Here is a 25,495-nt window from a genome sequence, read left to right on the forward strand (position 1 = left end):
CCCGCCCCGTTCACACCCCGCGCCCCCGCAGCCGTTCTTCCGCTGCTTGCTTGCTGCGGGCGTACGCCACCAGATGGTTGAGCACGGCGACGGTGGTGGCGATATCGGCGTCGTCGAAGCCGGCGAGGGCCTCGTGAAGTCCGGCTTGGCTGGTTTGCTGGAGGCGGTTGAGGACGGCCTTGCCATGGGGCGTGATCGCTACCTGGCGGGCCCGGCGGTCGAGGGAGTCCGGGGTGCGTTCGACCAGATCCTGGGATTCCAACTGGCTGATCTGGCGCGTGACATGAGGCGGTTCGACCATCAGCAGGGCGGCCAGATCGCCGACCCTGCTGACGCCTCCGCTGTCCTCCAGGGCCATCAGCAGCCACAGGTCGGAGCGTGCCGCCGTGACGCCCGCCTGCGCCGCCTGGCGTTCGTGCGCCCGGGAGCGGGTGAGCAGGTAGGACAACGTGGCCAGCACTCTTTGCAGCGCGGCGGTGGGGTCCTGGTCACTTCCGGGGTCCGGCATGCAGGCACTTTAGCGGCCCTTGGGGCGCCGGAAACCCCACTCCGGGACGCCGGCCCGAGGGCGAGGCCCGCTCAGTTTGAGCCAACCTCGCGCATGCCTTGATCTCCTCTTCCCTCCCCCGTTCAGGGTGAGTTAACGTATCAACAACTTAGTTGCTTAAGTTAGGTAATTAGGCGTCGCCGGCCGTGACGCCCCTGGCCACAGCGGCCATGAGCTGATTGCCGAGTCCGCAGAGCCCGTCAAGGAGAAGCGCTACCCGCACCGTTCGCCACGGCAGTGCCGTGTCCCGTACGTGGAAGGACCAGCCGCATGACGACTGCAGAGCACATTGAGGTGGAGCACGGCACCGGACCGGGCGAGGGCCTCGCCCCCCTCGCCGTCCCGGCCGCGCGGGCCGCCGGCTGCCCGTTCGACCCCGCACCCGGCGTCGAACGGGCCCGCCGGGAGGAGCCGGTCACCCGGGCCACCCTGTGGGACGGTTCCTCCTGCTGGCTGGTGACCCGGTACGAGGACGTCCGGGCGGTGCTCGGCGATCCGCGGTTCAGCGCCGATGCGACCCGTCCGGGCTTCCCCTTCCTCAGCGTCGGCGTCCGGGAACTCGCCACGTCCAAACCGACCTTCATCCGCCGGGACGACCCCGAGCATGCGCGGCTGCGGCGGATGCTCACCGCCGACTTCATGGTGAAGAAGGTGGAGGCGATGCGCCCCGAGGTGCAGCGCATCACCGATGACCTGCTCGACCGGATGACCGCGGGCCGCAACTCGGCGGATCTGGTCGCCGAGTTCGCGCTGCCGCTGCCGTCCCTGGTGATCTGTCTGCTGCTCGGCGTCCCGTATGACGACCACGAGTTCTTCCAGGACCACAGCCGTCGCCTGCTCAGCCTCCGGTCGACGGCCGAGGAGGTGCGCACCGCACAGGACGAGCTGCTCTGCTATCTGAGCCGGCTCGCCGAGACCAAACGGCGCGAGCCGGACGACGGCATCATCAGCCGGCTGGTCGCCCGCGGCGAACTCGACAACGAGGAAATCGCCTCCATGGGGCGGCTGTTGCTGATCGCGGGCCATGAAACCACCGCCAACATGACCGCCCTGTCCACCCTCGCCCTGCTGCGCAACCCGGACCAGCTGGCGCGGCTGCGCGCGGAACCCTCGTTGATCAAGGGGGCCGTCGAGGAGCTGCTGCGCTATCTGACGATCATCCACAACGGTCTGCCGCGGGTCGCCGACGAGGACGTCACCCTCGGCGGCCGCACCATCCGCGCCGGCGAGGGCGTGCTGTGCATCCTCAACTCCGCCAACCGTGACGAGGACGCCTTCTCCGGGGGCGACGCGCTCGACGTCGGGCGCGACGCCCGCCGTCACGTCGCCTTCGGTTTCGGCGTCCACCAGTGCCTGGGCCAGCCACTCGCCCGGGTGGAACTGCAGATCGCCGTCGAGACGCTGCTGCGCCGGCTGCCGGACCTGCGGCTCGACATCCCCTTCGAGGACGTCCCGTTCCGTCACGACATGGGGATCTACGGGGTCCATGCGCTGCCGGTCGCATGGTGAGCCCCCGCTCCGGCACCGAGACCCCGGCCTTTCCCGTCAACCCGTTCCAGCCCGTCAACCCGTTCCAGCCCGTCCGCCCACGGCCATGAGAAGCCGGGCGGCCCATCGTGGGGAGAACCATGCGCGTGCACATCGACCAGGACAAGTGCTGCGGCGCCGGAAGCTGTGTGCTGTCCGCGCCGGAGGTGTTCGACCAGCGCGAGGAGGACGGCATCGTCGTGCTGCTCGATGCCGAACCGCCGGCCGCACTCCATGACGCGGTCCACGAGGCGGTGGCCATCTGCCCGGCCGCCGCGATCTCGGTGGAGCAGGTGGAGCGGGTCTAGGTCCGGGGCCGGGGTCCGGCGGGCCCGGCCCCGGCCCCCGGCCTCCGGCCCGGCCGGGGCACCAGCTGCCGTTACGGCCTGGGCACCAGCCCGTCCTCGACCAGCCCGGCCAGCACCGCCTCCCCCAGCGCCTGCACCGCGGACTGCGGCCGCACCATCACCGTGAACTCCTTGATCCGGCCCGCCTCGTCGCACTGCAGCAGATCGATGCCGTGGATCTGCTTGCCGTTCACCGTGGCCCGGAAGACCAGGATCGTCGAGTCCGCGGAGCCGCCGTCCTCCCCTGCCGCCGTCTCCGCGCTGCCCGCCAGCTCGCCGACGTAACGGAAGTCCTTGAAGGTGCGCAGCAGCACGCCGAACAGGCCGAGCACCATCGGCCGCCCCTCGAAGGGCGTGAACTTCACCGGGCTGTAGAGGCGGACGTCCTCGGTGAACAGCCCCTCCAGCGCGTCCAGTTCCCGTGCCTCCACCGCTGCCTTGAAGCGGTCCGCCGTCGTCCCCATGGCTCCTCCTCCTCGCCCGGCCGGGCGTCCCGGCCCCGGTGTCTCATAGTCGCGAATATGATTAGTCATATTCTTGAGTATGGGAAGGGGTGGCCGGGGACATGACTCTCAAGCACGCGGTACTGGCGGCGCTGCTGGACGGCGAGTACAGCGGCTATCAGCTGGCCAAGGCGTTCGATGCCGGTGTCGCCAACTTCTGGCATGCGCTGCCGCAGCAGCTCTACGCGGAGCTGACCCGGCTGGAGGCTGAGGGGATGGTCGCCGGCCGCCAGGTGGTCCAGGAGACCCGGCCCAACAAGCGGCTGTTCCACGTCACCGACGAGGGCCTGGCCGAGCTGGAGCGGTTCGCTGCGGCCGCTTCCAAACCGTCGTTCATCCGCGACGATCTGCTGGTCAAGGTGCAGGCCGTGGACCGGATCGACGCCACTGCGGTGATCGAGCAGCTGACGGAGCGGGCGCGGATCGCCGCCGCCAAGGTCGAGATCTTCGACCAGCTGCTGGCGCGGCTGCGCGGCGGCATGGACGAGGCGGAGTTCCTCGCCCACGGCGAGCGGCTCGGTCCGTATCTGACCTGTCTGCGCGGCCTCGGCTTCGAACGGGAGACCCGCGACTGGTGCGAGCGGATCGCCGGGGTCCTGCGGGAGCGGAGCGGCGTGCACCCCCGCCCGTAGCGCGGCGCGACCCGGACGACCCGGACCCGGACGCGCCGAATCTCAGGACGGCCCCACCCCGGGCGCCCCGACATCAGGACGGCTCCGACCCCGGGCGCCCCGAACAGCGATCGAGGGAACGTTTCGCCGGAACTCCTTCGTGTGACGGCGGACATCACCGGGCGTATGCCTGGGAAGCTCACATTCCGCACGGAACCGGAATGGAAGGAATATCCCCATGCGTCTTCGCCACACCGTCGCCACCGCCGTCGGCGCGCTCGCGCTCGCCCTGTCCCTGCCCACCGCCCCGGCCGGCGCGGCCACCGGCCCCTTCACCTATGTGTACAGCGACTCGACCGGCACGCCGCATGTGGGCCTGCTCGCCGATCCGCCGAGCCGGGCGTGCCTCAGCCTCTCCGAGGTGACCGACCCGTCCGTCCCGCCCGCCCACACCCCGAAGAACTACACCTCATCCGTCGCCACGGTCTTCGCAGGCCCGAACTGCACCGGCGACTACTTCAGCCTCCGGCCGAACGGCGGTCATGGCTCGGAGCGACTGAAGGTCCGTTCGGTGGTCTTCTCCTGATCCGACGCCAGCAGCCGCAGCGCTTCGGCCGACCGCGACCCCGGTTCGGCGTGGTAGGTGATCACCTGCTGGTCGGGGTCGGCGGGCAGGGTCAGCGTCTCGTACGCCAAGGCCAGCCGCCCGGCCAGCGGATGGTGCAGGACCTTGCTGCCGAAGCCCTTGTCCTGCACGTCGTGGGCGGCCCACAACCGCCGGAACTCGGCGCTCCCGGACGAGAGCCGGCCGATCAGCGAGGCCATCTCGGGATCGTCCGGATAGCGGCCGGCATCGCGACGTAGATAACCGACCACAGCGGTGGCCTTGGAGTCCCAGTCCTCGTACAGCTCGCGCGCGGCCGGATCCAGGAACACCTGCACGGCCAGATTGCGGCGCTCGGGCGGCAGCGCGGTGAAGTCGCCGAGCAGGGCGCAGGCGAGCCGGTTCCAGCCGATGATGTCCAGCCGCCGGCCGATGACGTAGGCCGGGATGTACTCCATCGTGTCGATCAGCTGCTGGAGCGCGGGGCGCACCCTCCCCCGGGTTTCCGCACAGCGGGCCGGCCCCCCGGAGCGGGCGGCCTGGCGCAGCCGGCGGGAGGCCGGGCGGGCGAGATGGTTGAGGTGGTCGCGCTCGGCGGGCGTCAGCCGCAGCGCGTTGCCGATGGCGTCCAGCACCGCGGACGAGACATTGTGGCCGCGGCCCTGTTCGACGCGGATGTAGTACGCCACACTCACTCCGGCCAGCTGCGCCAGCTCCTCCCGGCGCAGCCCCGGCACCCGGCGCCGCCCGCCGAACTCCGGCAGCCCGACGTCCTGCGGCCGCAGCCGGGCCCGCCGCGAGCGCAGGAACTCGCTCAGCTCCGTTTGCCGGTCCATGACCACGTTCTGCGGCCGCGGACCGGACCGGAGGGTGGTTCCGTCAGTAGTAGGCACGCCATGCATACGTTCAAGGATGCACTGGTTACGGTCGGCGAACCGATCCATTCTCGGTGGCATGACCCACACCTCTGTCTTCGCGTATGCCGCACCCGCCCCGAAAGCACCGCTGGAGCGGATCACGATTCCGCGCCGCGAGCTGGGTGCCCACGACATCCTGATCGACATCAAGTACGCCGGCATCTGCCACTCCGACCTCCACACCGTGCGCGGTGAGTGGGGCGACGGCGGGAACTTCCCGATCGTCCCCGGCCATGAGATCGCCGGCGTGGTCGCCGAGGTCGGCGCCGAGGTCACCCGCTACCGGGCGGGGGACCGGGTCGGCGTCGGCTGCTTCGTCGACTCCTGCCGGGAGTGCGAGAACTGCCGGGCCGGCCTGCAGCAGTACTGCACCGGTGAGCTCGGCAACGTCGACACGTACAACGCGACCGGCCGGGACGGCGAGACCACCCAGGGCGGCTACTCCACCCACCTCGTCGTCGACGAGAACTACGTGCTGCGCATACCCGAGAGCATCCCGCTGGACGCCGCGGCCCCGCTGCTGTGCGCCGGCATCACCCTCTACTCGCCGCTCGCCCACTGGAAGGCCGGCCCCGGCAGGAAGGTCGCCATCGTCGGCCTGGGCGGCCTCGGCCACATGGGTGTCAAGATCGCGCATGCGATGGGCGCGGAGGTCACCGTGCTGAGCCAGTCGCTGCGCAAGAAGGACGACGGGCTGCGGCTGGGCGCGGACCACTACCACGCGACCTCCGACCCGGCCACGTTCGAGGAGCTGGCGGGCACCTTCGACCTGATCGTCAACACCGTCTCCGCCGGCCTCGACCTGAACGCCTACCTCGGACTGCTGCGCACCGACGGCACCCTGGTCCAGCTCGGCGCCCCGGAGAACCCGCTGCCGGTCGCGCCGTTCGCGCTGATCCCGGGGCGCAGGTCGCTCGCCGGCTCGATGATCGGCGGCATCCCCGAGACGCAGGAGATGCTCGACTTCTGCGGGGCGCACGGGCTGGCCTCGGACATCGAGGTGATCAGCGCGGAGCAGATCAACGAGGCGTACGAGCGGGTGCTGGCGAGCGATGTCCGCTACCGCTTCGTGATCGACACCTCGACGATCTGATCCACGGCCCGTTTCCCCGCCCGGTTTCCCGGATGCGGGAAGCCCGCCCGGGGCTGCCTGACGCAGGCGGCCCCGGGCGGGCGCGCGTCATACCCCCCCAGCCAATTGAAAACGGCATCCATTTTCATATAACCTCGGACCTCCTCTCGCCCGCCCGCCCGAAGGAGGCCCCGCCCCATGGCCGTGCCCAAGCGCAAGCTCTCCCGCAGCAACACCCGCCACCGCCGCGCCCAGTGGAAGGCCACCGCCCCGCAGCTGGTGCCCGTCACCGTCGACGGTTCCGTCCACCGGGTCCCGCGCCGCCTCGCGAAGGCGTACCGGCTCGGCCTGATCGACCCGAAGGACTGACCGGCCCCGGCACACCCCCGGCTGCCGGTCGCGCGCTCCCCGGCTTCCTCGGCACGGGCGGGCCCGCCGGGAGGCTCACGACGCCGAGGACCGCTGGGCGCAGGAGGACGGGGCGGCGCGGCGTCGGCCAACTCGGGTGCCCGGGAGCCAAGTTGGCGAAGCGTCACCCGCCTCCCGCCCCCGGCCCCAGCCCCGTCCCCGCCTTCCCCACGGCCCTCCCGACGGAGCCGGCCCGCCGCCCCGCGCCCCGGGCCGGGCCGGGGAAAGGCCGCCGCCCGGCATGGGCGAGGGAGGGTGGGCCGGCGGGCAGTGCGGGCCCGCGGACGGTGCGGACCGGCGAGCGGCGCGGGCCCGCGGAAGATTTTTCGTACCGCCCGGCAACCTCCGCCCCCGCCGCACGTCGTCACGGTTGAGGGCGCCATCAGGCGCCGCCCCGTCGAAGAACGTGGAGCAGCCGACCGTGAAGTCCACCCGTACCTCCCGCACCTCCGCCGGTTCCCGGCCGTCCGCCGCCCGCCCCCGACTGCGCGGTGCGGCCGGCGCCGGGCTGGTCGCGGCGCTCGCGCTGACCGCGCTGTCCGTCGCCGGCACCGCACACGCCGCTAACCACACGCCCCAGCCGCAGCGGCCGCACACCGGCCACGCGGCCTCGGCGCCCACCCCGCAGCCGGCCGACGGCAGCGCCCGGCCCACGCCCACACCGGCCACCAGCGTCACCCCGGTGCCCTCCTCCCGGCCCACCGTCCCCGGCACCCCCCGACCCTCCGCCACCCCCAGCCGCCCGGGTCCGCAGCGGACCAGCGCCGCACCCCGCCCCAGCGTCAGCCCGGCCTCACCCGGCAAGGGCGGTGAACGTCCCACGTCGGGCGCCCGCCCCGCCCCCGCCAAGGGATCCGGCAGCGGCCCGGAACTCGCCCACACCGGAGCCTCCTCCACGACCACCCTGGCGCTCGGTGGCGCCGCCGCGGCCCTGATCGCCGTGGGCGGCGGCACCGTCTACACGGTCCGCCGCAAGCGCGGCTGAGCCACCGCGCCCGGCCGCCCGCCCGAGGATTCGATGGAGTACTCCACCGGCCCGCAGTACGCCCCGGTACGGTTCGCCCTGCCGGGGCCCCGGCCTGCCCTGTGGCGGTGGCTGCTGCGCAGCGCCCGCCCGGCGGCGGCCCACCGCGAAACACCGCGCCCCGGCCGTCCGCCCCGGCATCCCGCGTACGGCCGGCCGCCCGGCGCCGAGGCCCGGCTGCCGGACGGCGATCCCCCCGCACCGCCCGAGCCACGGCCGACGGTCAGCGAGCTCTACCACGCACACCGGCTGGCCATGGTCCGGCTGGCCGTCCTGCTCGTCGACGACCGGGCCACCGCGGAGGACGTCGTCCAGGACGCGTTCGCCGCGCTCTACAAGCGGCACGGCGAACAACTGGGCGACGTCGACAACGCGCTCGCCTATCTGCGCACCGCGGTCGTCAACGCCGCCCGCTCGGTGCTGCGGCGCCGGCGCACCGCGCGCGACTACACCCCGCCGTACGAGGCGGATGCGCCGTCCGCCGAGGAGCGGATCGTGCTGGACGAGGAGCACCGGGAGGTGTTCGCCGCGCTGAGCGGGCTGACCGCCCGCCGCCGGGAGGTGCTCGTCCTGCGCTACTGGGGCGATCTGACGGAGGCGCAGATCGCCACCACGCTGGGCATCAGCCGCGGCTCGGTGAAGTCGATCGCCAGCCGCGCACTGGACTCGCTGGAGAAGACCTTGGAGGAGCGGTCATGAACGGCCCCGGCACGGGTACCGGCCGCACCGGCAGCGGGCCCGGCGACGACACGGGCGGCAGCGGCATCGGCGACAGGGTGAACGGCAGCGGCATCGGCGACAGGGTGAACGGCAGCGGCATCGGCGACAGGGTGAACGGCAGCGGCTTCGGCGACAGGGTGAACGGCAGCGGCGCCGCGGCCGGGCGCCCCGTGGAAGACCGGCTGCGCCGGGCCTTCGCGGCGCGCGCCGAGAGCATCGCCCCCCGCGATCTGCGGCCCGCCGCGCCTCCGGGACCGTATGCCCGCCGTGGCCGGCTGCCCGCTGCGCAGCGGCCGTGGCTGCGCCGTTTCGGGCTGCCGCTGGCCGCCGCCGCTGCCGCCGTGGTGGCCGGCTGTCTGGCGACCGCCCCCGGCAGCGCGCCGGACCGGCCCCTCCCCGCGACGCCCCCGAGCCCCGTCCGCCCTGCCCCGTCCCCGCCCCCTACGGGACCGCCCCCGGGGCCGTCCCCGGACAACCCGTCAGCGGGCCCCCGCCACACCCTCGGCCCCGCCGGCTCCCGGCCACCCGGCCCCCGCCCTTCGCGGCCGCCGCGCCGCCCCCGCCCGGACAGCGCCACCCCCCGCCCGGCCGAGCAGCCGAGCGGCCGTCCGTCCACGACCACCCGACCGCCCTCCGCGACCCCATCCGCCACCCCCACCCCCCGGAGCAGCAACCGCGCGGCACCCGGCGGCAGGAGCAACTCCCCTTCCCCCTCGGACAGTTGACAGACGCACCCCTCGGCGCGGACGGTCCCTCCCCCGGCGTGGCACGCGCCCCACACCCCGGCCGCGCGAGCCCCCCGCCCCGATCGCGGCGGGCGGTGCGCCGCAGCCTCCGGCATGCGTTAGCCGTGCGTTAGCGGATCACCAACACCGGAGCCGAAGGTCGTGAACACGCCACCGTTCCGGGGGAGCCCGCCATGCCGTTCACCGTCACCACCGCCTGCCGGACCCTCGCCGCAGGACTCCTCGCCACCGCCGCGCTGTGCCTGACCACCGCCTGCCACGACATCTCCGGCAGCCGCGCCGACACCTCCGTGGCCGTCTCGCCGGCCCCCGCCCCGTTCGACGACGGCGGCTCCTCCCCGGGGTCCGGCGGCCGGGTCGCCTGCACCCCCGAGATGCTCGGATTCCACGCCGGCGCGATGCCCCGGCGGCACCGTCGCATGCTGCTGACGGTCACCAACTCCTCCGGCCGGACCTGTGACTTCGCCGTCCAGCGATACCCGTTGCTGCGGTTCGGCGACGGCCGGCGGGCCGCCCTCCCCGTGATCGGGGCGAGCCGGCCGCGCGCCGTGGTCACGCTGGCGCCCCACGACACCGCCTACGCCACGATCATCACCTCCGCCGGCGACGGGCCCGACGGCAGGGACGGCCACCGGGGCCGCAGGATCTCCCAGTTCGGCGTCGCGCTGACCGGCCGCGCCACCCCCGCCCAGGTCGGCCTGGACGGCCGCGCCCCGGTCCATGTCGACCCGCGCACCGCCACGGTCACGTACTGGCAGCCGACCCTGGCGGCCGCCCGCGCGTGGTGAGGCCCGGCCGCAAACGGTCCGTACCGTGGCGAGAGGCAGGTGCGGCGAGGGGCGGACCGCCGCCCGCCGGAACCCGCCGGTCCGTAGTCCGTTCGGGTCGCATCCGGCCATATCCTTCGGCCCACCCCTCCCCAATGATCCAAATTTGCCGCCAATGATCCTTTTGCGTTGCCGCGACATGGCTGCGCCCGGTGCCGCTCGCCCGGTAGGCTTTCCGTGTGATCTTCAAGCGCATCGGAAATGGGCGGCCGTACCCGGACCACGGCCGGGAGAGCACCCGCCAGTGGGCGGACGTCGCCCCGCGCCCGGTACGCCTCGACCAGTTGGTGACGACCAAGCAGCAGCTCGATCTCGAAACGCTGCTCGCCGAGGACTCGACGTTCTACGGCGACCTCTTCGCACATGTCGTGAAGTGGGAGGGCGACCTCTACCTGGAGGACGGGCTGCACCGCGCGGTACGCGCCGCTCTTCAGCAGCGCCAGGTGCTGCACGCCCGCGTGCTCGAACTGGGCTGACGCACTCCCTGCCCAACTGGCCGAAAATCCCCCCCTTGGCGCCCGGCACCGCCCTGCCCGCCCTGCCCGTATTGACCCTTTTGGGTTGGGTCTTGCGCCACGCGTTGATCATTTAGTAGGCACGGCCCGCCTCCCGCACTACGCTGCGCCCATGAGCATGCTGACGCCCCCAGGCATGGGCGGTAAGAAGTACCGCATCACGGGCGACAGGTATCCGCGGATGCGCCGTCCCCGCCACCGTCGCCGGATCTTCCTCACCCTTGTCGCCACGGCCTGCGCCCTCGGGCTGGCCGGCTGGGGGACCCTGCAGCTCATCGACGTCTTCGGCGGCCGTGGCAGTACCGCCCAGGCCTCCCCGGGCAAGCAGCACTGCCCGGACAACGCCAAGCCGGACGCCGCCCAGGCCCGGACCGCCGCGCAGAAAGCGCCCGCGCCCGGCACGCTGACCGTCAATGTCTTCAACGCCACCCCGCGCTCCGGACTCGCCAAGCGCACCGCCGACGAACTCCAGAAGCGCGGCTTCAAGATCGGCAAGGTGGGCAACGCCCCTGCCGCCTACGACAAGAAGGTCAAGGGCACCGGGATACTGCTCGGCCCCAGGGCCGCCGACGGCCCGCTGAAGGTGCTGGCCACCCAGCTCGCGGGCGCCCAGCAGCAGTCCGACGACCGCAAGGGCGCCGACCTCGATCTGATCATCGGCGACACCTTCAAGGATCTGGCCCCCCAGCAGAGCGCGGCAAAGTCCCTGGCCCTGCTGACCCATCCGTCCCCGGCCCCCGCCGAAGCCGCCAAGTGCTGACCGCAGACGAACGGGCCCCGCACCACCGTGTGGCGCAGGGCCCGGACCGTGACCGGACGGGAAGGCTACGGCCCGTTGTTCAGCCGGCCGTGCCGTACATGCGGTCCCCCGCGTCGCCGAGGCCCGGCACGATGTAGCGGGCCTCGTTCAGCCGCTCGTCGACCGCCGCGGTGACCACCGTCACCGGCGTACCGGCCAGCTCCTTCTCCATGACCTCGACGCCTTCCGGCGCGGCCAGCAGACAGATCGCGGTGACATCGTCCGCACCGCGCGCGATCAGCTCACGGATCGCCGCGACCAGGGTGCCGCCGGTGGCGAGCATCGGGTCGACGACGTACACCTGACGGCCCGAGAGGTCGTCGGGCATCCGTGTGGCGTAGGTGTGCGCCTCGTACGTCTCCTCGTTGCGGACCATGCCCATGAAGCCGACCTCGGCGGTGGGCAGCAGCCGGACCATGCCGTCCAGCATGCCCAGACCGGCCCGCAGGATCGGCACGACCAGCGGGCGCGGGTGCGACAGCCGCACACCGGTGGTCGCCGTCACCGGCGTCTCGATGTCGACCTGCTCGGTGCGCACATCACGGGTGGCCTCGTAGGCGAGCAGGGTGACCAGCTCGTCGGCGAGCCGCCGGAAGGTGGGGGAATCGGTGCGCTTGTCGCGCAGTGTGGTGAGTTTGTGCGCCACCAGCGGGTGGTCGACGACGTGGATCCGCATGACATCGACAGTAACCGAGCCGGAAGGCACCGGCGCCCGCCGTGCGGCACCCGGCAGGCGCCGTCGGCAGCACGCGGAAACCGGCATCAAACCGCCGAAAGGAGGGAAAGTGGGCACATACGCCCGACCGGTCTCCCGAGGTCGGGCGAAGAACCCGCCCGAGGTGGTGTGCGTGTGGCCGACCGTCAGCGGACCGATGACACGGAAGACGCCGTCTCCGGCAGCGAGGAAGCGCCCCCGGACACCGGGGCACAGGCGGCACGCCGACGGCGCCGCGCACAATTTCTGCGGGAACTGCACGAGGCCAAGGAGCTGCGAAACCGCGTCCAGCCGCGCCGCGCACGGGCCGAACGGATGCGCCAGGCCATGCGGATGCGCACATTCCGCTGGTAGCGGAACCCCCTCACACCCCGCCTGCGCTGCGGCACGTGAGCGACATCTCGCACAACCTCCGCACGACGCAGCGCCGAAGACCCCGCGCGAACGCGTTGTTTCTGCCACGATTCCGAAGGGGCGGGACCAACGGCGTGCAGCGCCGCCCCGCCCGGCCCGGCACGCCTATGACCAGTGGGAGAGTCACGGTGTACTTCGCCGCACTGCTCGCGCGCACCGAAGACGGGTGGGAAGCGAGCGATACGGAGCTCGACGATGTGGAGACGCTGACCGATCTGGCCGATCTGGCCCGAGAGGCAGCGGTCGACGACGACACGGTGGTGGCCTTCATCGAGCAGGAGGACGCCTGGTTCGGCGTCGTCCGGGTGGACGGCGAGGACGACCCGCGGGTCTTCCTCTCCAACGCCGCCGCCGCCGCCAAAAGCTCGTACGGCGCGATGCTGACCGACGAGCTGCTCGGCCGCGAGGACGACGACGCGACCGACGACCTCGACAGCCTCGACCTGGACGGCACGGAGGACGGCGAACCCGAATCGGACGACAACGTGGATGACGACGACCCCCTGGAGGCGGTGAACGGCTCGGGCGGCCCGCCGCACGGCCCGCTCGGCGATGCCGCCCTGCTGGCCGACCTCGGGGTCAGCGAGAAGGAGCTGCTGACCCTCGACGGCGATGCACTGGGTACCATCGCCGACTCGCTGGGCTGCACGGAAGTCCTCGAAGCCGTGCGCTGAGCCGGCCGAGCCGGGCCCCTGCCCTCAGGGGCCCGGCCCCCGCCCCGGTCGTGTCCCCGACACTGGGGACATGACCGTCCCCCCCTCCGCCTCTCACCCCTCCCCCGCGCCCGACCCGCTGCGCGATCCGTGGATCGCCCCGATGCGGCAGGCGCTGGAGGAGGCCGCGCGCGCCCCCGGGACCGGTGACGTCCCGGTGGGCGCCGTAGTGCTGTCCGCGGACGGCACGGTCCTCGGCACCGGCCGCAACGAACGGGAGGCCACCGGCGATCCGACCGCCCACGCCGAGATCCTCGCGCTGCGGGCAGCGGCCCGAACCCTCCGGGAGGAGGCCTCGCGCCCGGGTTCCCGCCGGTCGGAGCCCGGGGACGACACCGCCCCGGGCGGCGGCGGGCGACGGCCGGGCGAGTGGCGGCTGACCGACTGCACGCTCGTCGTCACCCTCGAACCGTGCACGATGTGTGCCGGCGCGATCGTGCTCTCCCGCGTCGACCGCGTCGTCTACGGCGCCCGCGACGCCAAGGCCGGCGCGGCCGGGTCCCTCTGGGACGTCATCCGTGACCGGCGTCTCAACCACCGCCCCGAGGTCATCACCGGCGTCCTGGAATCCGACTGCGCGGCCCTGCTCACCGACTTCTTCCGCGACCGCTGACCGGCGGCCCGGCCCGGTGCCGGCCCCTGCCCGGAATCCGATTTCGGCGCACGGCCACCCGTGGGCTAAGCTCTCTCTCGGTAGCGTGTCCGAGCGGCCGAAGGAGCGCGCCTCGAAAGCGCGTGAGGGGGCAACTCCTCCGTGGGTTCAAATCCCACCGCTACCGCTCAAGGGAACCGCCCCTGACCTGGGAGACCAGGTCCGGGGCGGTTTTTCGGTATGCCTCCGGCCGCCACGAGGGCCGCACCACGGCGTCGACGGTCACCGCTGCGCCCTCGAAACCGGCTACTTCTTCACGGCCAGGGCGACGCCCAGCATGCGGGCGAAAACCCCGACCATGGTCACGTCGTCCTGATGCAGGTCCCCCGGCCTGAGGCAGTCGACCGCCAGGACCCCGAATGAGTCGTCTCCCGCCGTGACAGCGCAGGCGATATACGTCTTGTAGCTGTCACTGTCGGGCTTTAACGCGGCAGGCAATTGGTCCACATTTTCGACGAACGTGCTGGTGCCGTCATCGAGCAGCTTCAATAACTCCTTGCCGCGGAGGTCCGTTTCCCTGAACGTCGTCACGGGGGCCACATTCCGGCCCGACCAGAGGCTGTTACGGCACTTCACCTCACGCTGTCCCGCGAGCGTGCCGGGAACCTGCTCCAGAAAGCAGGCCCGCGCGTCCTGAGGGCCGATCAATGAAGCGGTGAGCGAGACGATCGCCTGCTTCGTCTGCTGCTGAAGTGCCATCCGATCGGCCTTGGTGGGGCTCGAAACAATCTGCCCGAGATTGGACGCAAGCGGAACGAGCACATCTTCAAAGGCGCGCCGCTGGTTCTTCGTCGCCGCCTTCGCGGCTTCGTTTGCCGTGGTCACCCGACGGCTGGCCAGCCATACCGTGGCCACCGTGGCCCCGCTCCCGACACCGGTGATCACCCAGAACAGCCAGGTGGCCATGTCCAGCCCGATGACCATTTGCGCCGCATACGCCAGGACCGCCAGAGCGCCGGCAGAAAACGCACCCCACCCCATATGCAACCCCTCCCCTGTCCCCAACCCCAGGCTGCGTGTGCTGTCACGCACGATACACACAGAGTAGTCTCATCGGGCGAAAATCGTTTAGTTCCAGGCCGATTCGGGTATTGCTGGGCTAGTGTGTGATGCCGGATAAGGGCGATGTGCTCGACTTACCCAGGGTGCACGCCGTGATGGGGCCGCTCAAGATCTCAAAGCGGGTGGCCAGTGGTAGTGATCTCGCCTGGCACAGAACGACAGCGCACGGCGGGTGTTCACCTCGGGGGTCAGGGATGGAACCTATGCCCAGCCGCCGTGACAAACGCGCACGCGATGCAGAATCCTGGGGGGATTCCGTCATGAGTACGACTGCAGGTGTCTGGAACGGCGTGGCCTTAGAAACAGACCCGCGCATCGGGGAGTTCCAAGCCGATCCGGCCGCATATATGGAGCAGCGCGCCGGAGCATTGCGTTCGGGCGATCTGGCGCAGGAACAGGCCCGCATCCTGAAGCAGAAGAACCCATTCCTTCGGCTGACACTCAAGACGCTTTTGGGTCATTTCCGCAGCAAGTGAGGCAGCCCAGGGCGACGGGCGACGGACCGGAGGCGTACAGCACAGCGCGGCGCGCCCGCCGAGGCGGACGCGCCGTGCGGCCGGTACGGCCCGTAGAGCACTTGCTCAGGCGTTGCGGCGGCTCCGCGCCGCGCGGCGGAAGAAGCGCACGATCAGCCAGATCACCAGGATCACAACGACGAGGAAGAGGACGAACAGCACGATCAGGAAGATGCCGAGCTTCTTGAAGAAGCCGCCCTTCTTCTTCGTCTTCCCCTTCGACTTCTTGGACTTGAAGACCGACTTGACCGGAGTCACGTGATGCGCGCTGTGGTGGCCGAACGCGGCGGGCCGCGCGGGCGCGGCGGCGAGCCGGGAGGCATCGGCACTCCGGGCCGGGGCACTCACGGTGGCCGTCGTCCGGGCACCGTCCACCGCGCTGCGGCCCGCGGCCGTGGCCGGCGCGACGGCCGCGGCCAGCAGGCCGACCAGCAGGGCCAGCACGACGGCCGGCCGCCGGCGCGTCAGGGGCGACCGGGATCCCCCCTGAGCCGGCCGGCCGGCCGCGTATGACGAATCGGGCTCGCGCGGTACGGAGTTCATGGGCATGGTTCGCTTCCCCCTAGATTTCGAGCGTTCAGCCATTATGGGCGGCGGCGGAGACTCCGGCCGAGGTCTCGACCTCCAGAAGTGAGGCGCTGTGCCGCTCCTCGTCGAAGGCCGCGCGGCCGCCCCGCAGGCCGAACAGCCGCTTGGCGAGCGCGATGTAGAGCACCGCGAGGATGTTGATCATCAGTGTGGCGATCTTGAGCCAGCTGACCTTCTCGGTCAGTTCGTAGATCTCCAGCGGGAGGAAGGCCGCCGTCGCCACCACCGTCAGATACTCCGCCCATCGCTTGGCGCGCCACAGGCCGACGCCCTCGACGATCTCCACCAGGGCGTAGGCCAGCAGCAGCGCGGCCACCAGCACCAGGGTGGAGTGCTGGTAGCCGAAGGTCTTCTGGATGGTGCCGACGACCGGCGAGTGGTCCAGGTCGTAGTGGAAGTGCCGGGCCACCGGGCGGAGCACGGCGACGTACTCGTCGAAGAACCGGCGGACCGCGTCCTTGCGGTTGCTGAACTGCCATACGCCGACCGCGGCCAGCACGATGAACACCCCGCGCACCGCCCGCTCGACGGCCAGGAACCGCAGGATGAACAGATCGCGCAGGACCTTGCCGCGCGGGACCAGCGGAGCGTCGGCGGCGGGGCCGGAGCCATGCGGGGCGCCGAGGGCGAAGTCGCCGCAGCGCAGACAGCGCCAGGCCTCGCCGAGGGCGGTGTCCGCGCGCAGTTTGCCCCGGAGGTGCTCCTCGTGCGGGAGGTAGGTGATGTGCCCGCGGCGCGCGCAGGTACGCCGGTCCCAGTCGATCTTCATCGTTGGACCCTGTGTTCCTTTCGTCGTCCCGCACGGCCACCCGCCGCGGCCGCGGCGCGCTGCCGCGCTCCGTTGTGTCGCGTACATGTTGCATGCCGCCTGCCGACCAGGTGCTTCGCGGCGCGTGAGGTCCGAGGGTGCCCGAGTCGTACGGGGTGGGAGACGCGGAGGCCTTCCTCTTGGTTGCGGACGGGCGGCCACGGAGTCGTTGCCGCGGAGAGGGAAGGGGAGGGAGGGGAGGGGAGGAGAGGGGAGGGCCTCTGGGGCGGGGCCGCGGATGTAGGGCCTCTGGGGCGGGGCCGCGGACGGGTGGCCGTTGCACCGGAACCGCGTACGGCGCAGCCGGCCGGCGCGTACGACGGAGCCCCGCCGCCGGGCCGTGTCCTGGACCCCCGTGGACACCAGGGATGGCTCGGAGGCGGGGCTCCTGTTTCGGTCGGGGGGAGCGGTTGTCAGGGGACGACCACTCCCCCCGATGCGGACCGAACCCCCAAGCCCGCGCCGCCGTCACGGGGACGGTCATGGCGCGGACCCCGCAGTGAGGCCTGGTCCAGGGCCCGCGGATTCCTGCCAGATCCCCCGGGCCACCTCACTCATGGTGCCTCGGGGGACCCGCCCCAACAGGCAGACGAAGGGCCTCCTTTGGTGGGCCTTTGGTCCATAAAATCCGGATCAGTGCGGGAAAAGTCTGGATCGGTGCCGGAGTGCGGGTACGCGGCCGGCAGGCGGCTCAGCGGAGCCCGTGGGCTCGACTCCCGCGATCGAACACCTGTGGTTACACTCGCCCGACTGCAACCGGGACGTGCAGGCATTGCCGTAGGGGACTGCGTAGGGGAGACGGGACTGATGGCGCAGGCGAAGAAGATCGTGTTGTACCTCGTCATCGTCTTCGTGCTGTACACGATCATCACCTCCCCGCAGCGGGCCGCACAGATGGTCCAGATAGGCTTCGAGGGCATCTCGACCGCCGCCCAGGGTGTCGGCGAGTTCATGACTCAGCTGATCAAGTAGCGGCCGCCCGGTCCGACCGGCCGGCCCCGGGACCACCCGGGGAACCGCGCCGCCCCGCGATCGGCCGGAACCCCGCCCCGGCCCAGTCGGCCCACCGGACCGGCTGCGCCTCGCCCGCCGCACGGAGGCCCCAGTGATCCGCCACCTGGTCCTGTTCAAGCTCAATGAAGGTGTCTCCCGCGACGAGGAGCGGGTGCAGGCCGGCGTCCGTGCGTTCGCGGCACTGGAGCACGAGATTCCGGAGCTGACGTTCTGGGAGTGCGCCTGGAACATCACCGACCGTCCGATCGCCTACGACTTCGCGATCAACTCGGCAGCGGCCGACAAGGACGCCCTGCGGCGCTATATCGAGCACCCGGCACACCAGGCGGCCGCCGCACAGTGGCGCGAATTCGCCACCTGGGTGATCGCCGACTACGAATTCTGAGCCGCGGCCCCCTTCCGCCGCGCCTCATCGAGCCCCTCGCCCCCTGCGGGCGGGGGGCTTCGCCGTACCCCCGGGCCCCCACCGCCGCCCACCCGCCCCCCGGCCGGTCCGCATCCACTCAACTCTCTGTTCAACACGGCGTTATGGGGTGCTTGCACACAGTGCACATGTCTTGTGATGCTATGACCGCTTTTGCCGGATACATGCACTGTGAAGGGTGGCGTGACCGTGACGGCCCGTACTGCGCCCAAGGCTCCATCCCGCGAGAGCCGAAGCGCGGACACGCGGGCGCTCACGCAGGTGCTGTTCGCGGAGTTGACGGACCTCGAACCCGGCACCCCCGAGCACACCCGGGTCCGTGCCGCACTGATCGAAGCCAATCTGCCGCTGGTCCGCTATGCCGCGGCACGTTTCCGTAGCCGCAATGAGCCGATGGAGGACGTCATCCAGGTCGGCACCATCGGCCTGATCAATGCGATCGACCGGTTCGATCCGGACCGGGGCGTCCAGTTCCCGACCTTCGCCATGCCAACCGTCGTCGGCGAGATCAAACGCTACTTTCGAGACAATGTCCGCACGGTGCATGTACCGCGCCGCCTCCACGAGCTCTGGGTGCAGGTCAACGGCGCAACCGAGGATCTGACGGTGCTGCACGGCCGCTCCCCCACCACCGCCGAGATCGCCGAACGGCTGAAGATCGGCGAGGACGAGGTGCTGGCCTGCCTGGAGGCGGGCCGCTCGTATCACGCCACATCACTGGAGGCCGCCCAGGAGGGCGACGGTCTGCCCGGCCTGCTCGACCGCCTCGGATACGAGGACCCCGAGCTGGCCGGCGTCGAGCACCGGGACCTCGTACGGCACCTCCTCGTCCAGCTGCCCGAGCGCGAGCAGCGGATCCTTCTGCTGCGTTACTACAGCAATCTGACGCAGTCACAGATCAGTGCGGAGCTGGGGGTGTCGCAGATGCATGTCTCACGGCTACTGTCGCGGAGCTTCGCCAGACTGCGATCCGCAAACAGGATCGACGCCTAACCGGGACGGGCTACCCGTCCCTGCACAGCCCGCGCAGATATGTCGATATGGCGCTACAGCGTGTTGCCGACATGTGACATTCTGCAGGAACCGCGTTTGCCGTGGCGCTGCCTCCGGTATTCAGGTGGAGGCATCACTCCTCGGTCCGCCCCGGTCCGAGGACGCCGCAGCGACCCGACCGCGACCTCAAGGGGGTGGCATGTCCGTAGAACTGGGCAGCTCGAAGGTGCTTCCCGCGATTCCCGCGCCCGCACCACACGTGCATGACGACGACGCCATCAACACCCGCACGCTCTCCCGCTCCCTGTTCCTGCGGCTGGCCTCGCTCGACAAGGACTGCGCGGAACGTACGTACGTCCGTGACACGCTCATCGAGCTCAACCTCCCGCTCGTGCGCTACGCGGCGGCCCGCTTCCGCAGCCGCAACGAGCCGATGGAGGACATCGTCCAGGTCGGCACCATCGGCCTGATCAAGGCGATCGACCGTTTCGACTGCGAACGCGGGGTGGAATTCCCGACGTTCGCGATGCCGACCGTGGTCGGCGAGATCAAGCGCTTCTTCCGCGACACGTCCTGGTCGGTACGGGTCCCGCGCCGGCTCCAGGAACTCCGGCTCGCCCTCACCAAGGCCAGCGACGAACTCGCACAGAAGCTGGACCGCTCGCCGACCGTCCCCGAACTGGCCCTGTGCCTGGGGGTGTCGGAGGAGGACGTGGTCGACGGCCTGGCCGTCGGCAATGCGTACACCGCCTCCTCGCTCGACTCCCCCTCCCCCGAGGACGACGGCGGCGAGGGCTCCCTCGCGGACCGCCTCGGCTACGAGGACAGCGCCCTGGAGGGTGTGGAGTACCGCGAGTCCCTCAAGCCCCTGCTGGCCAAACTCCCGGCCCGCGAGCGGCAGATCATCATGCTGCGCTTCTTCGCCAACATGACGCAGTCCCAGATCGGCGAGGAGGTCGGCATCTCCCAGATGCACGTTTCCCGTCTGCTCACCCGCACCCTGGCGCAGCTGCGCGAGGGCCTCATCTCCGACTGAGGAACGGTCCGCCGAGGGGCCGCCAGGCGCTCCGTGCCGCTCGGCGGACAGTTGTAGAGCCCCGGGTTCGGGGAGGACTGGTTTCTGGCCTTGGGTTCCGTCCGTGGTTCCTGGCCTTGGGTCCCGGCCTTGGGTCCTGCCCGTCGGCCCTTCCCGTCGGTCCCGTCCGCGCAACGCGTCCGTGGGGCCGGTTCGTGGGTCTCCTCCGGGCATTTTGTTCATGCGCTCCGTTTCCGGCCTCGTGCCCCCCGTACAGCGCCGTACCGACGCGGTGCCGCCGAGCGCCGGCCTGTCGGATCAGGCATCGGACGACGGCGAGCGCGGCGACGTACTCCTCATCCGACTCCTCATCCGGCCTCATGAATCTCCGAACGCAGCCCGTCGACCAGGGACTTGGTACGGGCTTGTCCGCATGTCCCGCCTCGGACGCGAGAGTCGCGATCCGGCCGAAGGCCGGCCGGACGCCGGACCGGGCCGGGACGGGCGTCCGGCCTCTGTACAGACGCCCGGCCTCTGTACAGACGCCCGGCCTCTGTACAGCTGACGCACCGTCAGCAACACTGGCCCGATGCGACGGACGACGACTGTGGCCGCGGCCTCTGCGGCCGTGCTGTGTCTGGGTGTTCTGCTCACCGGCTGCGGGAGTGCGGCCGACCAGGGCTACGTCGCGGTGGGCGCGGCAGGCCCCGGCGATGGTCACGCGCCGACACGGGCGGTACCGCCCGGGGGCGGCGTCGAGCTGACGCCGCTGGACGGCGGCGGAGACCACGGGGGCACCGGCGACAGCGCCGGCGGAAGCGGAAGCAGCAGGGACGGAGATGGCGGCAGTGGGGGCGGCAGCCGTACGCGTACCGGCCCGTCCGCGGCGGGGTCCCCCGGCGGATCCGGCAAGGGTGAGGCGGCCGACGGCGCGGGAGCCCCCGGCAGCCCCAGTACCTCTGGCGCCCCTTCCGGCCCCTCCGCGCCACCCGCAGGAGCCCACACCGGCCACGGCGCCACCCCACCGACCTCACCGGCCTCACCGACGTCACCGGGCGCTCCCCACTCCCCCACCCGCCCCGGTGGCTCCACTCCGCCTCATGGCTCCCCCGCCCCGAAACCACCCTCCCCGACCATCCCGGGCGGTCCGGACGCCCCTGCCGGCCTCCTGATAGGCAAGCCCGTGCTCGCCGGCACCGACGTCCGCTGGTGCCAGAAGGTCTCCCTCGACTTCTTCAACACCGGCGACCGGCCCGTCACCGCCGGCACCGTCACCTTCGGGACGCACATCATCGGCGGCCTCGGCATCGACTGGGCCACGGTCACCTCCACCCACAAGCTGCCGCTGCCGCTCGCCCCGGGCAAGGGGCAGACCGGCACCTGGCGGGTGTGCGTGGACGGCTGGCGGGTGCCGCTGGGCATGCACCTCGACACCAAGGACGTGGCCTTCGGGTGGAAGTGAGCACCGTCGGCGCAACCCCGTCGCTCCCCGGGCCGGGTGCGCGGTCGCCCTCCGCCGCCCGTGTCGTCGGACTGGCCGAAAACCCCCTGACGGACCTGCCGGAATGCCTCCCCGAAGAGCGATGAGTTCCGACCGGTGCGACCGTCTGAAGAGACACAGACACAGCCATCGGCAGCGACCCCGTCCCAGGGAGAAGACCATGCCCCAGATCACCCCCAGCCTCTGGTTCGACACCCAGGGCAAGGAAGCCGCGGAGTTCTACTGCTCGGTGTTCCCGAACTCGAAGATCAAGAACGTCACCTATTACAACGAGGCAGGTCCGCGCCCCGCGGGGACCGTGCTGACGGTCGAGTTCGAGCTTGACGGCCAGGAGTACCTCGCGATCAACGGCGGCCCCGAGTTCACCTTCGACGAGGCGATCTCCCTGATGATCAACTGCGCCGGCCAGGACGAGATCGACTACTACTGGGCCAAGCTCTCCGAAGGCGGCGAGGAGGGCCCGTGCGGCTGGCTGAAGGACAAGTACGGCCTGTCCTGGCAGGTGGCGCCGGGCGGTATGGCGGAGCTTCTGAACGACCCGGACCAGGAACGTGCCGCGCGCGCCATGAAGGCCATGTTCGGTATGAAGAAGATCGACATCGCCGCCCTCCAGGCGGCGGCCGATCAGACCTGATCAGACCTGACCAGGTCGGACCAGACCAGGTCGGACCAGGTCGGACCTGAGCAGGTCTCGGGCCGCATCGCCCCGGACATCGGCGCTACGCCGCGCGAGCCCCGGGCCGGCCACGACCCGGGGGCTCGCCACTGCACCCCGGGCCGGCCACGGCTCGGGGACTCGCCACCGCACCCCGGGCCGCCGCACTCAGGACCGGCTGCGATGCCGCCCCGTGCGTACCGGGCGCGGTGCGGGGCGGCGCTCTACGCCCACCTCGCGCAGCGCCCGGGTGGCCGCGTCCACCGCCGTGGGGGACGATTCGGCGAAGACGGCCTCATGGGCGTCCGCATGGGCGCGGACGGCGCGCTCGGCGGTCCGCTTCCCGTCCGGCGTCAGCCGGATCATCGTGCTGCGGCCGTCGTCCGGCGAGGGTTCACGCAGGACGAGTCCGCGGCCGGCGAGGTGGTTGACGACATTGCTGATGCCGCCGGAGGACAGCAGCAGGGCACGGACCAGTTCGTTGGGCTTCATCCGGTACGGCTCGCCGGCCCTGCGCAGGGCGACCAGGATGTCGAACTCGGCGACGGTCAGGCCGAGTTCGGGCAGCACACCGCGGGTGGCCGCCTCCAGGGCGCCGGCGAGCCGGGATATCCGCTTCGACAGTTCCGTCGTCGGGCGGAGCACGTCCGGCAGCTCGCTGCGCCAGACACTCAGCAGTACTTCGACGGGGTCGGGGCCCGGTCCGGATGCTGCGGTCACTCCGGCAGGATAGTTCACTACCGTGATAGCTTTCTAAAAAGCTTTCTTCCGAACGTGTAGAGGGTGACTTGCCATGGGAAACGAGCGCCACCGCACACCGCGCCTGCTTCTGCGCGGCGGCCTGGTCATCGACACCGCCCCCCACCCCGTCGTCCACCCGCGCACCGATGTCCTCATCGCGGAGGGCCGGATCGCCGCCGTGGGCCCCGACCTGCCGCTCGATGACACCGATACCGGCCTGGAGGTGATCGACGCCCGCGCCCTGATCGTGCTGCCCGGCTTCGTCGACGCCCACCGGCATCTGTGGCAGGCGGTTCTGCGGTCCGCCGCGGTCGACGAAAGCCTCGACGGCTACCTCAGCCGGATCCTCGGCGACCTCTCCGCCCGCTTCACGCCCGCCGATGTGTACACCGGCAACCTCCTCGGCGCGCTGGAGTGCCTGGACTCGGGGATCACCACCGTCCAGGACTTCTCCCACGTCCAGTACACACCGGAGCACACCGCGGCCGCCGTCGAGGCGCTCAGGGAAGCCGGGATCCGCGCCGTCTTCGGCTACGGCTACCCCGTCTTCGACGAGACCGCCCGGCAGGCCGACTGGGTGCGCAAGGCCCGCACCGACCACTTCCCGTCGCACGATGCGCTGGTCACGATGGCCCTGGCGCCCGTCGGCCCCTCCTTCGCGACGCCGGAAGCCGTACGCGAGGACTGGCTGCTCGCCCGTGAACTGGAGCTGCCCCTCGCCGTCCATGTGCAGGCCGGGCCGGTGGCACAGCGGCCGGTCGCCGCCCTCCAGGAGCAGGGGCTGCTCACCGCCGGCACCCTGTACGTACACGGCAACTCGCTGCCCGACTCCGAGCTGCGGCTGATCGCCGAGTCGGGCGGGGCGGTGGCGATCACACCGTCGATCGAGGCCTCGATGCAGTTCGGCACGCCGATGGCGGGACGGCTGCGGCGGGCGGGCATCACCACGGGGCTGGGCGCGGATGCGGTCACCTCGGCGCCGGGCGACATGTTCTCGCAGATGCGCGCCGCGTTGATGAGCAGCCACTTCGAACCCGTCGAGCGCCTCGATCACGCCGACGCCGACGGCGACGGCCACGGCGACGCCGGCTCCCGGGCGCTTGCCGTCAAGGCCGCCGATGTCCTGCGGATGGCCACCCTCGGCGGCGCCGCCGCCCTCGGCCTGGCCGACGAGCTGGGCTCCCTGACCGTCGGCAAACGCGCCGACCTCGTACTGCTCCGTGCCGATGCGCTGAACCTCGCCCCGATGGCGCACGATCCGATCGGTGCCGTGGTGACGTCCGCCCATCCCGGGAACGTCGACACGGTCCTGCTGGCCGGCCGCCCGGTCAAACGCGCCGGGCGGCTGCTGTACGAGGACCTCGACGGCGTACTGACCGAGGCCCACCACGCGGCCGAACGCCTCGGGGCGTCGGGATCCTAGAGGGCCCGCGACGGGGCCTACGACGAGGCCCGCGACGGGGCCCGGTACAAGGAAGCGGGAACCGGTAACCAGGAGGCAGGGGAAGCCGCATCCTGCGGCCCCGGTGGGCGAGACAAGGCCCTCAAAGAGCAGAACCGGGCCTCGCATGTCGAGATGGACATGCTCGCCGCCGGCATCCCGAAGGCGAACACCGACCCGGCCGCGGTACGCGTCTGGTGGAACGGCCTGAGCGAGAAGCAGCAGTACGACATGATGCGGGCCGAGCCGGTGCAACTCGCGCACCTCGACGGCATTCCCGAGAGCGCGAAGCGCGAAATGCGCGGCACGGACGGGAAGTTCGACCGGGTGAAGATGGCCGAGTGGGCCGATCAGCTGCGTCTGAGGGGGCTCGCCCCCTGATTACGGAACAATCTTGGGGCGGCCCCGGCGATCCGCGTTCGCCGGGGCCGCGCCTGGGCGAACTCCATGGCGTCAGGAGTCGCCGGAGGACCGGGCCGCCTCTTTGAGGATTTCGGCGGCGTTCCGCGCGACAAACGAGCCCATGCCGGGTTCGGTGTAGATCAACCCCTCAGAACGCAGCCCGCGGTGCACCTTCTGGCCCGTGGTCGTGGCGATGCCGAACTCCTCCAGCATCTCGACCACTGAGGGGACCCGGGTGCCGGGCTGGTAGGTGCCGTCTGCGATGCGCTGACGGATCACGTCGGCGACCTGTCGCCATCGAGGCCGGTCCGGGGCAAATTCGATCACCTGAACAAGGTAGGCACGCCACACCATGCCAGGCGAGATGCACTAAGGTATGCCATGGGGTACCAGACTGCGGCGGGTATCTGTCCCAGCTCGCCGACGACATGGAAGAGGAGCTCCCGGGCGGTGGCCTCCGCCGGCCCGTTTCTGTGTCCACAGGCTGTGTGAAGCACTGCGGGACGCGCTGCGGATCGCGGAGAGCAGGGGCGGACGCCTGCCGTGACCGGGGGCGGACATACCGAGGGCCCGGCATCGTGCTTGGGTTCTAGTGGTCGTTGCAACACCCCAGCTCAAGGGGTGCAATGGACTTCGAGATCCGAGAGAGCCGAAAGCCGCAGGGCAGGAAGAAGC

The 25,495-nt window shown here is 71.3% G+C and carries 33 protein-coding genes and 1 tRNA gene; 25 read left to right on the plus strand and 9 right to left on the minus strand.

The features are described from left to right. Positions 1-10 precede the first annotated feature (10 nt). Complete coding sequence (locus ACWGJY_RS03925) at positions 11-508, minus strand: MarR family winged helix-turn-helix transcriptional regulator (protein WP_453259189.1); 498 nt, start codon at positions 506-508, stop codon at positions 11-13. Positions 509-817: 309 nt separating this feature from the next. On the opposite strand from ACWGJY_RS03925, the gene ACWGJY_RS03930 reads away from it, so the two are divergent. Both ACWGJY_RS03930 and ACWGJY_RS03935 read left to right on the plus strand, forming a co-directional pair. Continuing rightward, a complete protein-coding gene (locus ACWGJY_RS03930; protein ID WP_453259190.1) occupies positions 818-2,056 on the plus strand; it encodes a cytochrome P450 in 1,239 nt (412 codons plus the stop codon). A gap of 119 nt (positions 2,057-2,175) precedes the next feature. After that, positions 2,176-2,382 carry a ferredoxin gene (locus ACWGJY_RS03935; protein ID WP_453259191.1) on the plus strand — a complete coding sequence of 69 codons (207 nt, stop codon included), beginning with the start codon at positions 2,176-2,178 and terminating at the stop codon, positions 2,380-2,382. 71 nt (positions 2,383-2,453) lie between these two features. On the opposite strand, the gene ACWGJY_RS03940 is transcribed toward ACWGJY_RS03935, so the two are convergent. Then, positions 2,454-2,885, minus strand: coding sequence for a nuclear transport factor 2 family protein (locus ACWGJY_RS03940; protein WP_453259192.1), 432 nt, complete (start codon positions 2,883-2,885; stop codon positions 2,454-2,456). A 101-nt stretch (positions 2,886-2,986) separates the two neighbouring features. Here ACWGJY_RS03940 and ACWGJY_RS03945 point away from each other — a divergent pair, with 101 nt between their 5' ends. Together ACWGJY_RS03945 and ACWGJY_RS03950 are read left to right on the plus strand one after the other, a co-directional pair. After that, a complete protein-coding gene (locus ACWGJY_RS03945; protein ID WP_453259193.1) occupies positions 2,987-3,556 on the plus strand; it encodes a PadR family transcriptional regulator in 570 nt (189 codons plus the stop codon). Positions 3,557-3,773: 217 nt separating this feature from the next. Beyond that, positions 3,774-4,121 carry a hypothetical protein gene (locus ACWGJY_RS03950; protein WP_453259194.1) on the plus strand — a complete coding sequence of 116 codons (348 nt, stop codon included), beginning with the start codon at positions 3,774-3,776 and terminating at the stop codon, positions 4,119-4,121. Here ACWGJY_RS03950 and ACWGJY_RS03955 read toward each other — a convergent pair. Then, positions 4,076-4,975, minus strand: a complete 900-nt coding sequence (locus ACWGJY_RS03955; protein WP_453259195.1) for a helix-turn-helix domain-containing protein — start codon at positions 4,973-4,975, stop codon at positions 4,076-4,078. The two genes, ACWGJY_RS03950 and ACWGJY_RS03955, sit on opposite strands and share 46 nt — an antisense overlap. 118 nt (positions 4,976-5,093) lie before the next feature. Here ACWGJY_RS03955 and ACWGJY_RS03960 point away from each other — a divergent pair, with 118 nt between their 5' ends. From ACWGJY_RS03960 to ACWGJY_RS03995, 8 genes are all read left to right on the plus strand, one after another. Continuing rightward, the gene (locus tag ACWGJY_RS03960) at positions 5,094-6,149 is read left to right on the plus strand and encodes an NAD(P)-dependent alcohol dehydrogenase (RefSeq protein WP_453259196.1); all 1,056 of its coding nucleotides are present in this window, start codon (positions 5,094-5,096) and stop codon (positions 6,147-6,149) included. Positions 6,150-6,326: 177 nt separating this feature from the next. Further along, entirely contained in the window at positions 6,327-6,497 is a 171-nt protein-coding gene (rpmF, locus tag ACWGJY_RS03965) for a 50S ribosomal protein L32 (RefSeq protein WP_453259197.1), read from the plus strand. Between the two features lie 460 nt (positions 6,498-6,957). Then, positions 6,958-7,521 carry an LPXTG cell wall anchor domain-containing protein gene (locus ACWGJY_RS03970; RefSeq protein WP_453259198.1) on the plus strand — a complete coding sequence of 188 codons (564 nt, stop codon included), beginning with the start codon at positions 6,958-6,960 and terminating at the stop codon, positions 7,519-7,521. A 33-nt stretch (positions 7,522-7,554) separates the two neighbouring features. After that, on the plus strand, positions 7,555-8,259 hold the full coding sequence (locus ACWGJY_RS03975) for an RNA polymerase sigma factor (protein WP_453259199.1): 705 nt from the start codon (positions 7,555-7,557) through the stop codon (positions 8,257-8,259). Further along, on the plus strand, positions 8,256-9,005 hold the full coding sequence (locus tag ACWGJY_RS03980; RefSeq protein ID WP_453259200.1) for a hypothetical protein: 750 nt from the start codon (positions 8,256-8,258) through the stop codon (positions 9,003-9,005). The genes ACWGJY_RS03975 and ACWGJY_RS03980 overlap by 4 nt, the downstream gene beginning before the upstream one ends. Positions 9,006-9,199: 194 nt before the next feature. Further along, positions 9,200-9,814: a DUF4232 domain-containing protein gene (locus ACWGJY_RS03985; RefSeq protein WP_453259201.1), complete on the plus strand. Its 615-nt coding sequence runs from the start codon at positions 9,200-9,202 to the stop codon at positions 9,812-9,814. 218 nt (positions 9,815-10,032) lie between these two features. Next, the gene (locus ACWGJY_RS03990) at positions 10,033-10,329 is read left to right on the plus strand and encodes a type II toxin-antitoxin system VapB family antitoxin (protein WP_030084955.1); all 297 of its coding nucleotides are present in this window, start codon (positions 10,033-10,035) and stop codon (positions 10,327-10,329) included. 151 nt (positions 10,330-10,480) lie between these two features. After that, positions 10,481-11,128, plus strand: a complete 648-nt coding sequence (locus tag ACWGJY_RS03995) for a LytR C-terminal domain-containing protein (RefSeq protein ID WP_453259202.1) — start codon at positions 10,481-10,483, stop codon at positions 11,126-11,128. 79 nt (positions 11,129-11,207) lie between these two features. Here the strand turns inward: ACWGJY_RS03995 and upp are convergent, their stop codons facing one another. Further along, the gene (gene upp / locus ACWGJY_RS04000; RefSeq protein WP_453259203.1) at positions 11,208-11,843 is read right to left on the minus strand and encodes a uracil phosphoribosyltransferase; all 636 of its coding nucleotides are present in this window, start codon (positions 11,841-11,843) and stop codon (positions 11,208-11,210) included. Between the two features lie 174 nt (positions 11,844-12,017). Here upp and ACWGJY_RS04005 point away from each other — a divergent pair, with 174 nt between their 5' ends. The 4 genes from ACWGJY_RS04005 (at position 12,018) to ACWGJY_RS04020 (ending at position 13,788) form a co-directional block, all read left to right on the plus strand. After that, entirely contained in the window at positions 12,018-12,236 is a 219-nt protein-coding gene (locus ACWGJY_RS04005) for a hypothetical protein (RefSeq protein ID WP_453259204.1), read from the plus strand. Positions 12,237-12,424: 188 nt separating this feature from the next. Beyond that, the gene (locus tag ACWGJY_RS04010) at positions 12,425-12,970 is read left to right on the plus strand and encodes a tRNA adenosine deaminase-associated protein (RefSeq protein ID WP_453259226.1); all 546 of its coding nucleotides are present in this window, start codon (positions 12,425-12,427) and stop codon (positions 12,968-12,970) included. Between the two features lie 70 nt (positions 12,971-13,040). After that, positions 13,041-13,622 (plus strand): nucleoside deaminase, encoded by a 582-nt coding sequence (locus ACWGJY_RS04015; RefSeq protein WP_453259205.1) that lies wholly within the window; start codon positions 13,041-13,043, stop codon positions 13,620-13,622. A gap of 79 nt (positions 13,623-13,701) precedes the next feature. After that, positions 13,702-13,788 (plus strand) — tRNA-Ser (locus ACWGJY_RS04020). A 119-nt stretch (positions 13,789-13,907) separates the two neighbouring features. Here ACWGJY_RS04020 and ACWGJY_RS04025 read toward each other — a convergent pair. Continuing rightward, the gene (locus tag ACWGJY_RS04025; RefSeq protein WP_453259206.1) at positions 13,908-14,693 is read right to left on the minus strand and encodes a hypothetical protein; all 786 of its coding nucleotides are present in this window, start codon (positions 14,691-14,693) and stop codon (positions 13,908-13,910) included. A gap of 290 nt (positions 14,694-14,983) precedes the next feature. On the opposite strand from ACWGJY_RS04025, the gene ACWGJY_RS04030 reads away from it, so the two are divergent. Further along, positions 14,984-15,199, plus strand: coding sequence for a hypothetical protein (locus tag ACWGJY_RS04030; protein WP_453259207.1), 216 nt, complete (start codon positions 14,984-14,986; stop codon positions 15,197-15,199). A 105-nt stretch (positions 15,200-15,304) separates the two neighbouring features. On the opposite strand, the gene ACWGJY_RS04035 is transcribed toward ACWGJY_RS04030, so the two are convergent. Next, entirely contained in the window at positions 15,305-15,787 is a 483-nt protein-coding gene (locus ACWGJY_RS04035) for a hypothetical protein (protein ID WP_453259208.1), read from the minus strand. Positions 15,788-15,815: 28 nt separating this feature from the next. Next, a complete protein-coding gene (locus ACWGJY_RS04040; protein WP_453259209.1) occupies positions 15,816-16,595 on the minus strand; it encodes a DUF2127 domain-containing protein in 780 nt (259 codons plus the stop codon). An 846-nt stretch (positions 16,596-17,441) separates the two neighbouring features. Between ACWGJY_RS04040 and ACWGJY_RS04045 the strand changes: the two genes are divergently transcribed. From ACWGJY_RS04045 to ACWGJY_RS04070, 6 genes are all read left to right on the plus strand, one after another. Beyond that, positions 17,442-17,606, plus strand: coding sequence for a hypothetical protein (locus ACWGJY_RS04045; protein WP_453259210.1), 165 nt, complete (start codon positions 17,442-17,444; stop codon positions 17,604-17,606). 133 nt (positions 17,607-17,739) lie between these two features. After that, positions 17,740-18,033 (plus strand): Dabb family protein, encoded by a 294-nt coding sequence (locus ACWGJY_RS04050; protein WP_453259211.1) that lies wholly within the window; start codon positions 17,740-17,742, stop codon positions 18,031-18,033. Between the two features lie 222 nt (positions 18,034-18,255). Further along, positions 18,256-19,065, plus strand: coding sequence for an RNA polymerase sigma factor SigF (locus ACWGJY_RS04055; protein ID WP_026169670.1), 810 nt, complete (start codon positions 18,256-18,258; stop codon positions 19,063-19,065). Positions 19,066-19,264: 199 nt separating this feature from the next. Further along, entirely contained in the window at positions 19,265-20,101 is an 837-nt protein-coding gene (locus ACWGJY_RS04060) for an RNA polymerase sigma factor SigF (protein WP_453259212.1), read from the plus strand. 568 nt (positions 20,102-20,669) lie between these two features. Next, positions 20,670-21,542: a hypothetical protein gene (locus ACWGJY_RS04065; protein WP_453259213.1), complete on the plus strand. Its 873-nt coding sequence runs from the start codon at positions 20,670-20,672 to the stop codon at positions 21,540-21,542. 199 nt (positions 21,543-21,741) lie between these two features. Next, positions 21,742-22,215: a VOC family protein gene (locus tag ACWGJY_RS04070; RefSeq protein ID WP_453259214.1), complete on the plus strand. Its 474-nt coding sequence runs from the start codon at positions 21,742-21,744 to the stop codon at positions 22,213-22,215. A gap of 189 nt (positions 22,216-22,404) precedes the next feature. Here the strand turns inward: ACWGJY_RS04070 and ACWGJY_RS04075 are convergent, their stop codons facing one another. Then, positions 22,405-22,956: a MarR family winged helix-turn-helix transcriptional regulator gene (locus ACWGJY_RS04075; RefSeq protein ID WP_453259215.1), complete on the minus strand. Its 552-nt coding sequence runs from the start codon at positions 22,954-22,956 to the stop codon at positions 22,405-22,407. Positions 22,957-23,029: 73 nt separating this feature from the next. Between ACWGJY_RS04075 and ACWGJY_RS04080 the strand changes: the two genes are divergently transcribed. Beyond that, positions 23,030-24,400 carry an amidohydrolase family protein gene (locus ACWGJY_RS04080; protein ID WP_453259216.1) on the plus strand — a complete coding sequence of 457 codons (1,371 nt, stop codon included), beginning with the start codon at positions 23,030-23,032 and terminating at the stop codon, positions 24,398-24,400. 153 nt (positions 24,401-24,553) lie between these two features. Then, a complete protein-coding gene (locus ACWGJY_RS04085) occupies positions 24,554-24,799 on the plus strand; it encodes a hypothetical protein (RefSeq protein WP_453259217.1) in 246 nt (81 codons plus the stop codon). A 72-nt stretch (positions 24,800-24,871) separates the two neighbouring features. Here ACWGJY_RS04085 and ACWGJY_RS04090 read toward each other — a convergent pair whose 3' ends face one another. Then, positions 24,872-25,147 (minus strand): GntR family transcriptional regulator, encoded by a 276-nt coding sequence (locus tag ACWGJY_RS04090; RefSeq protein WP_453259218.1) that lies wholly within the window; start codon positions 25,145-25,147, stop codon positions 24,872-24,874. Positions 25,148-25,495: the final 348 nt, after the last annotated feature.

The organism is Streptomyces sp. NPDC054765 (assembly GCF_053612065.1).

Coding starts and splice junctions, on each gene's coding strand:
- ACWGJY_RS04040 (WP_453259209.1), bottom strand. CDS start 16,595: ATGAAGATCGACTGGGACCGGCGTACCTGCGCGCGCCGCGGGCACATC.
- ACWGJY_RS03960 (WP_453259196.1), top strand. CDS start 5,094: ATGACCCACACCTCTGTCTTCGCGTATGCCGCACCCGCCCCGAAAGCA.
- ACWGJY_RS03985 (WP_453259201.1), top strand. CDS start 9,200: ATGCCGTTCACCGTCACCACCGCCTGCCGGACCCTCGCCGCAGGACTC.
- ACWGJY_RS03955 (WP_453259195.1), bottom strand. CDS start 4,975: ATGGACCGGCAAACGGAGCTGAGCGAGTTCCTGCGCTCGCGGCGGGCC.
- ACWGJY_RS04085 (WP_453259217.1), top strand. CDS start 24,554: ATGGACATGCTCGCCGCCGGCATCCCGAAGGCGAACACCGACCCGGCC.
- ACWGJY_RS03945 (WP_453259193.1), top strand. CDS start 2,987: ATGACTCTCAAGCACGCGGTACTGGCGGCGCTGCTGGACGGCGAGTAC.
- ACWGJY_RS03995 (WP_453259202.1), top strand. CDS start 10,481: ATGAGCATGCTGACGCCCCCAGGCATGGGCGGTAAGAAGTACCGCATC.
- ACWGJY_RS03940 (WP_453259192.1), bottom strand. CDS start 2,885: ATGGGGACGACGGCGGACCGCTTCAAGGCAGCGGTGGAGGCACGGGAA.
- ACWGJY_RS04080 (WP_453259216.1), top strand. CDS start 23,030: ATGGGAAACGAGCGCCACCGCACACCGCGCCTGCTTCTGCGCGGCGGC.
- ACWGJY_RS04045 (WP_453259210.1), top strand. CDS start 17,442: ATGGCGCAGGCGAAGAAGATCGTGTTGTACCTCGTCATCGTCTTCGTG.
- ACWGJY_RS03925 (WP_453259189.1), bottom strand. CDS start 508: ATGCCGGACCCCGGAAGTGACCAGGACCCCACCGCCGCGCTGCAAAGA.
- ACWGJY_RS04015 (WP_453259205.1), top strand. CDS start 13,041: ATGACCGTCCCCCCCTCCGCCTCTCACCCCTCCCCCGCGCCCGACCCG.
- ACWGJY_RS04035 (WP_453259208.1), bottom strand. CDS start 15,787: ATGCCCATGAACTCCGTACCGCGCGAGCCCGATTCGTCATACGCGGCC.
- rpmF (WP_453259197.1), top strand. CDS start 6,327: ATGGCCGTGCCCAAGCGCAAGCTCTCCCGCAGCAACACCCGCCACCGC.
- ACWGJY_RS03930 (WP_453259190.1), top strand. CDS start 818: ATGACGACTGCAGAGCACATTGAGGTGGAGCACGGCACCGGACCGGGC.
- ACWGJY_RS03975 (WP_453259199.1), top strand. CDS start 7,555: ATGGAGTACTCCACCGGCCCGCAGTACGCCCCGGTACGGTTCGCCCTG.
- ACWGJY_RS03935 (WP_453259191.1), top strand. CDS start 2,176: ATGCGCGTGCACATCGACCAGGACAAGTGCTGCGGCGCCGGAAGCTGT.
- upp (WP_453259203.1), bottom strand. CDS start 11,843: ATGCGGATCCACGTCGTCGACCACCCGCTGGTGGCGCACAAACTCACC.
- ACWGJY_RS04030 (WP_453259207.1), top strand. CDS start 14,984: ATGAGTACGACTGCAGGTGTCTGGAACGGCGTGGCCTTAGAAACAGAC.
- ACWGJY_RS04060 (WP_453259212.1), top strand. CDS start 19,265: ATGTCCGTAGAACTGGGCAGCTCGAAGGTGCTTCCCGCGATTCCCGCG.
- ACWGJY_RS04065 (WP_453259213.1), top strand. CDS start 20,670: ATGCGACGGACGACGACTGTGGCCGCGGCCTCTGCGGCCGTGCTGTGT.
- ACWGJY_RS03980 (WP_453259200.1), top strand. CDS start 8,256: ATGAACGGCCCCGGCACGGGTACCGGCCGCACCGGCAGCGGGCCCGGC.
- ACWGJY_RS03950 (WP_453259194.1), top strand. CDS start 3,774: ATGCGTCTTCGCCACACCGTCGCCACCGCCGTCGGCGCGCTCGCGCTC.
- ACWGJY_RS04070 (WP_453259214.1), top strand. CDS start 21,742: ATGCCCCAGATCACCCCCAGCCTCTGGTTCGACACCCAGGGCAAGGAA.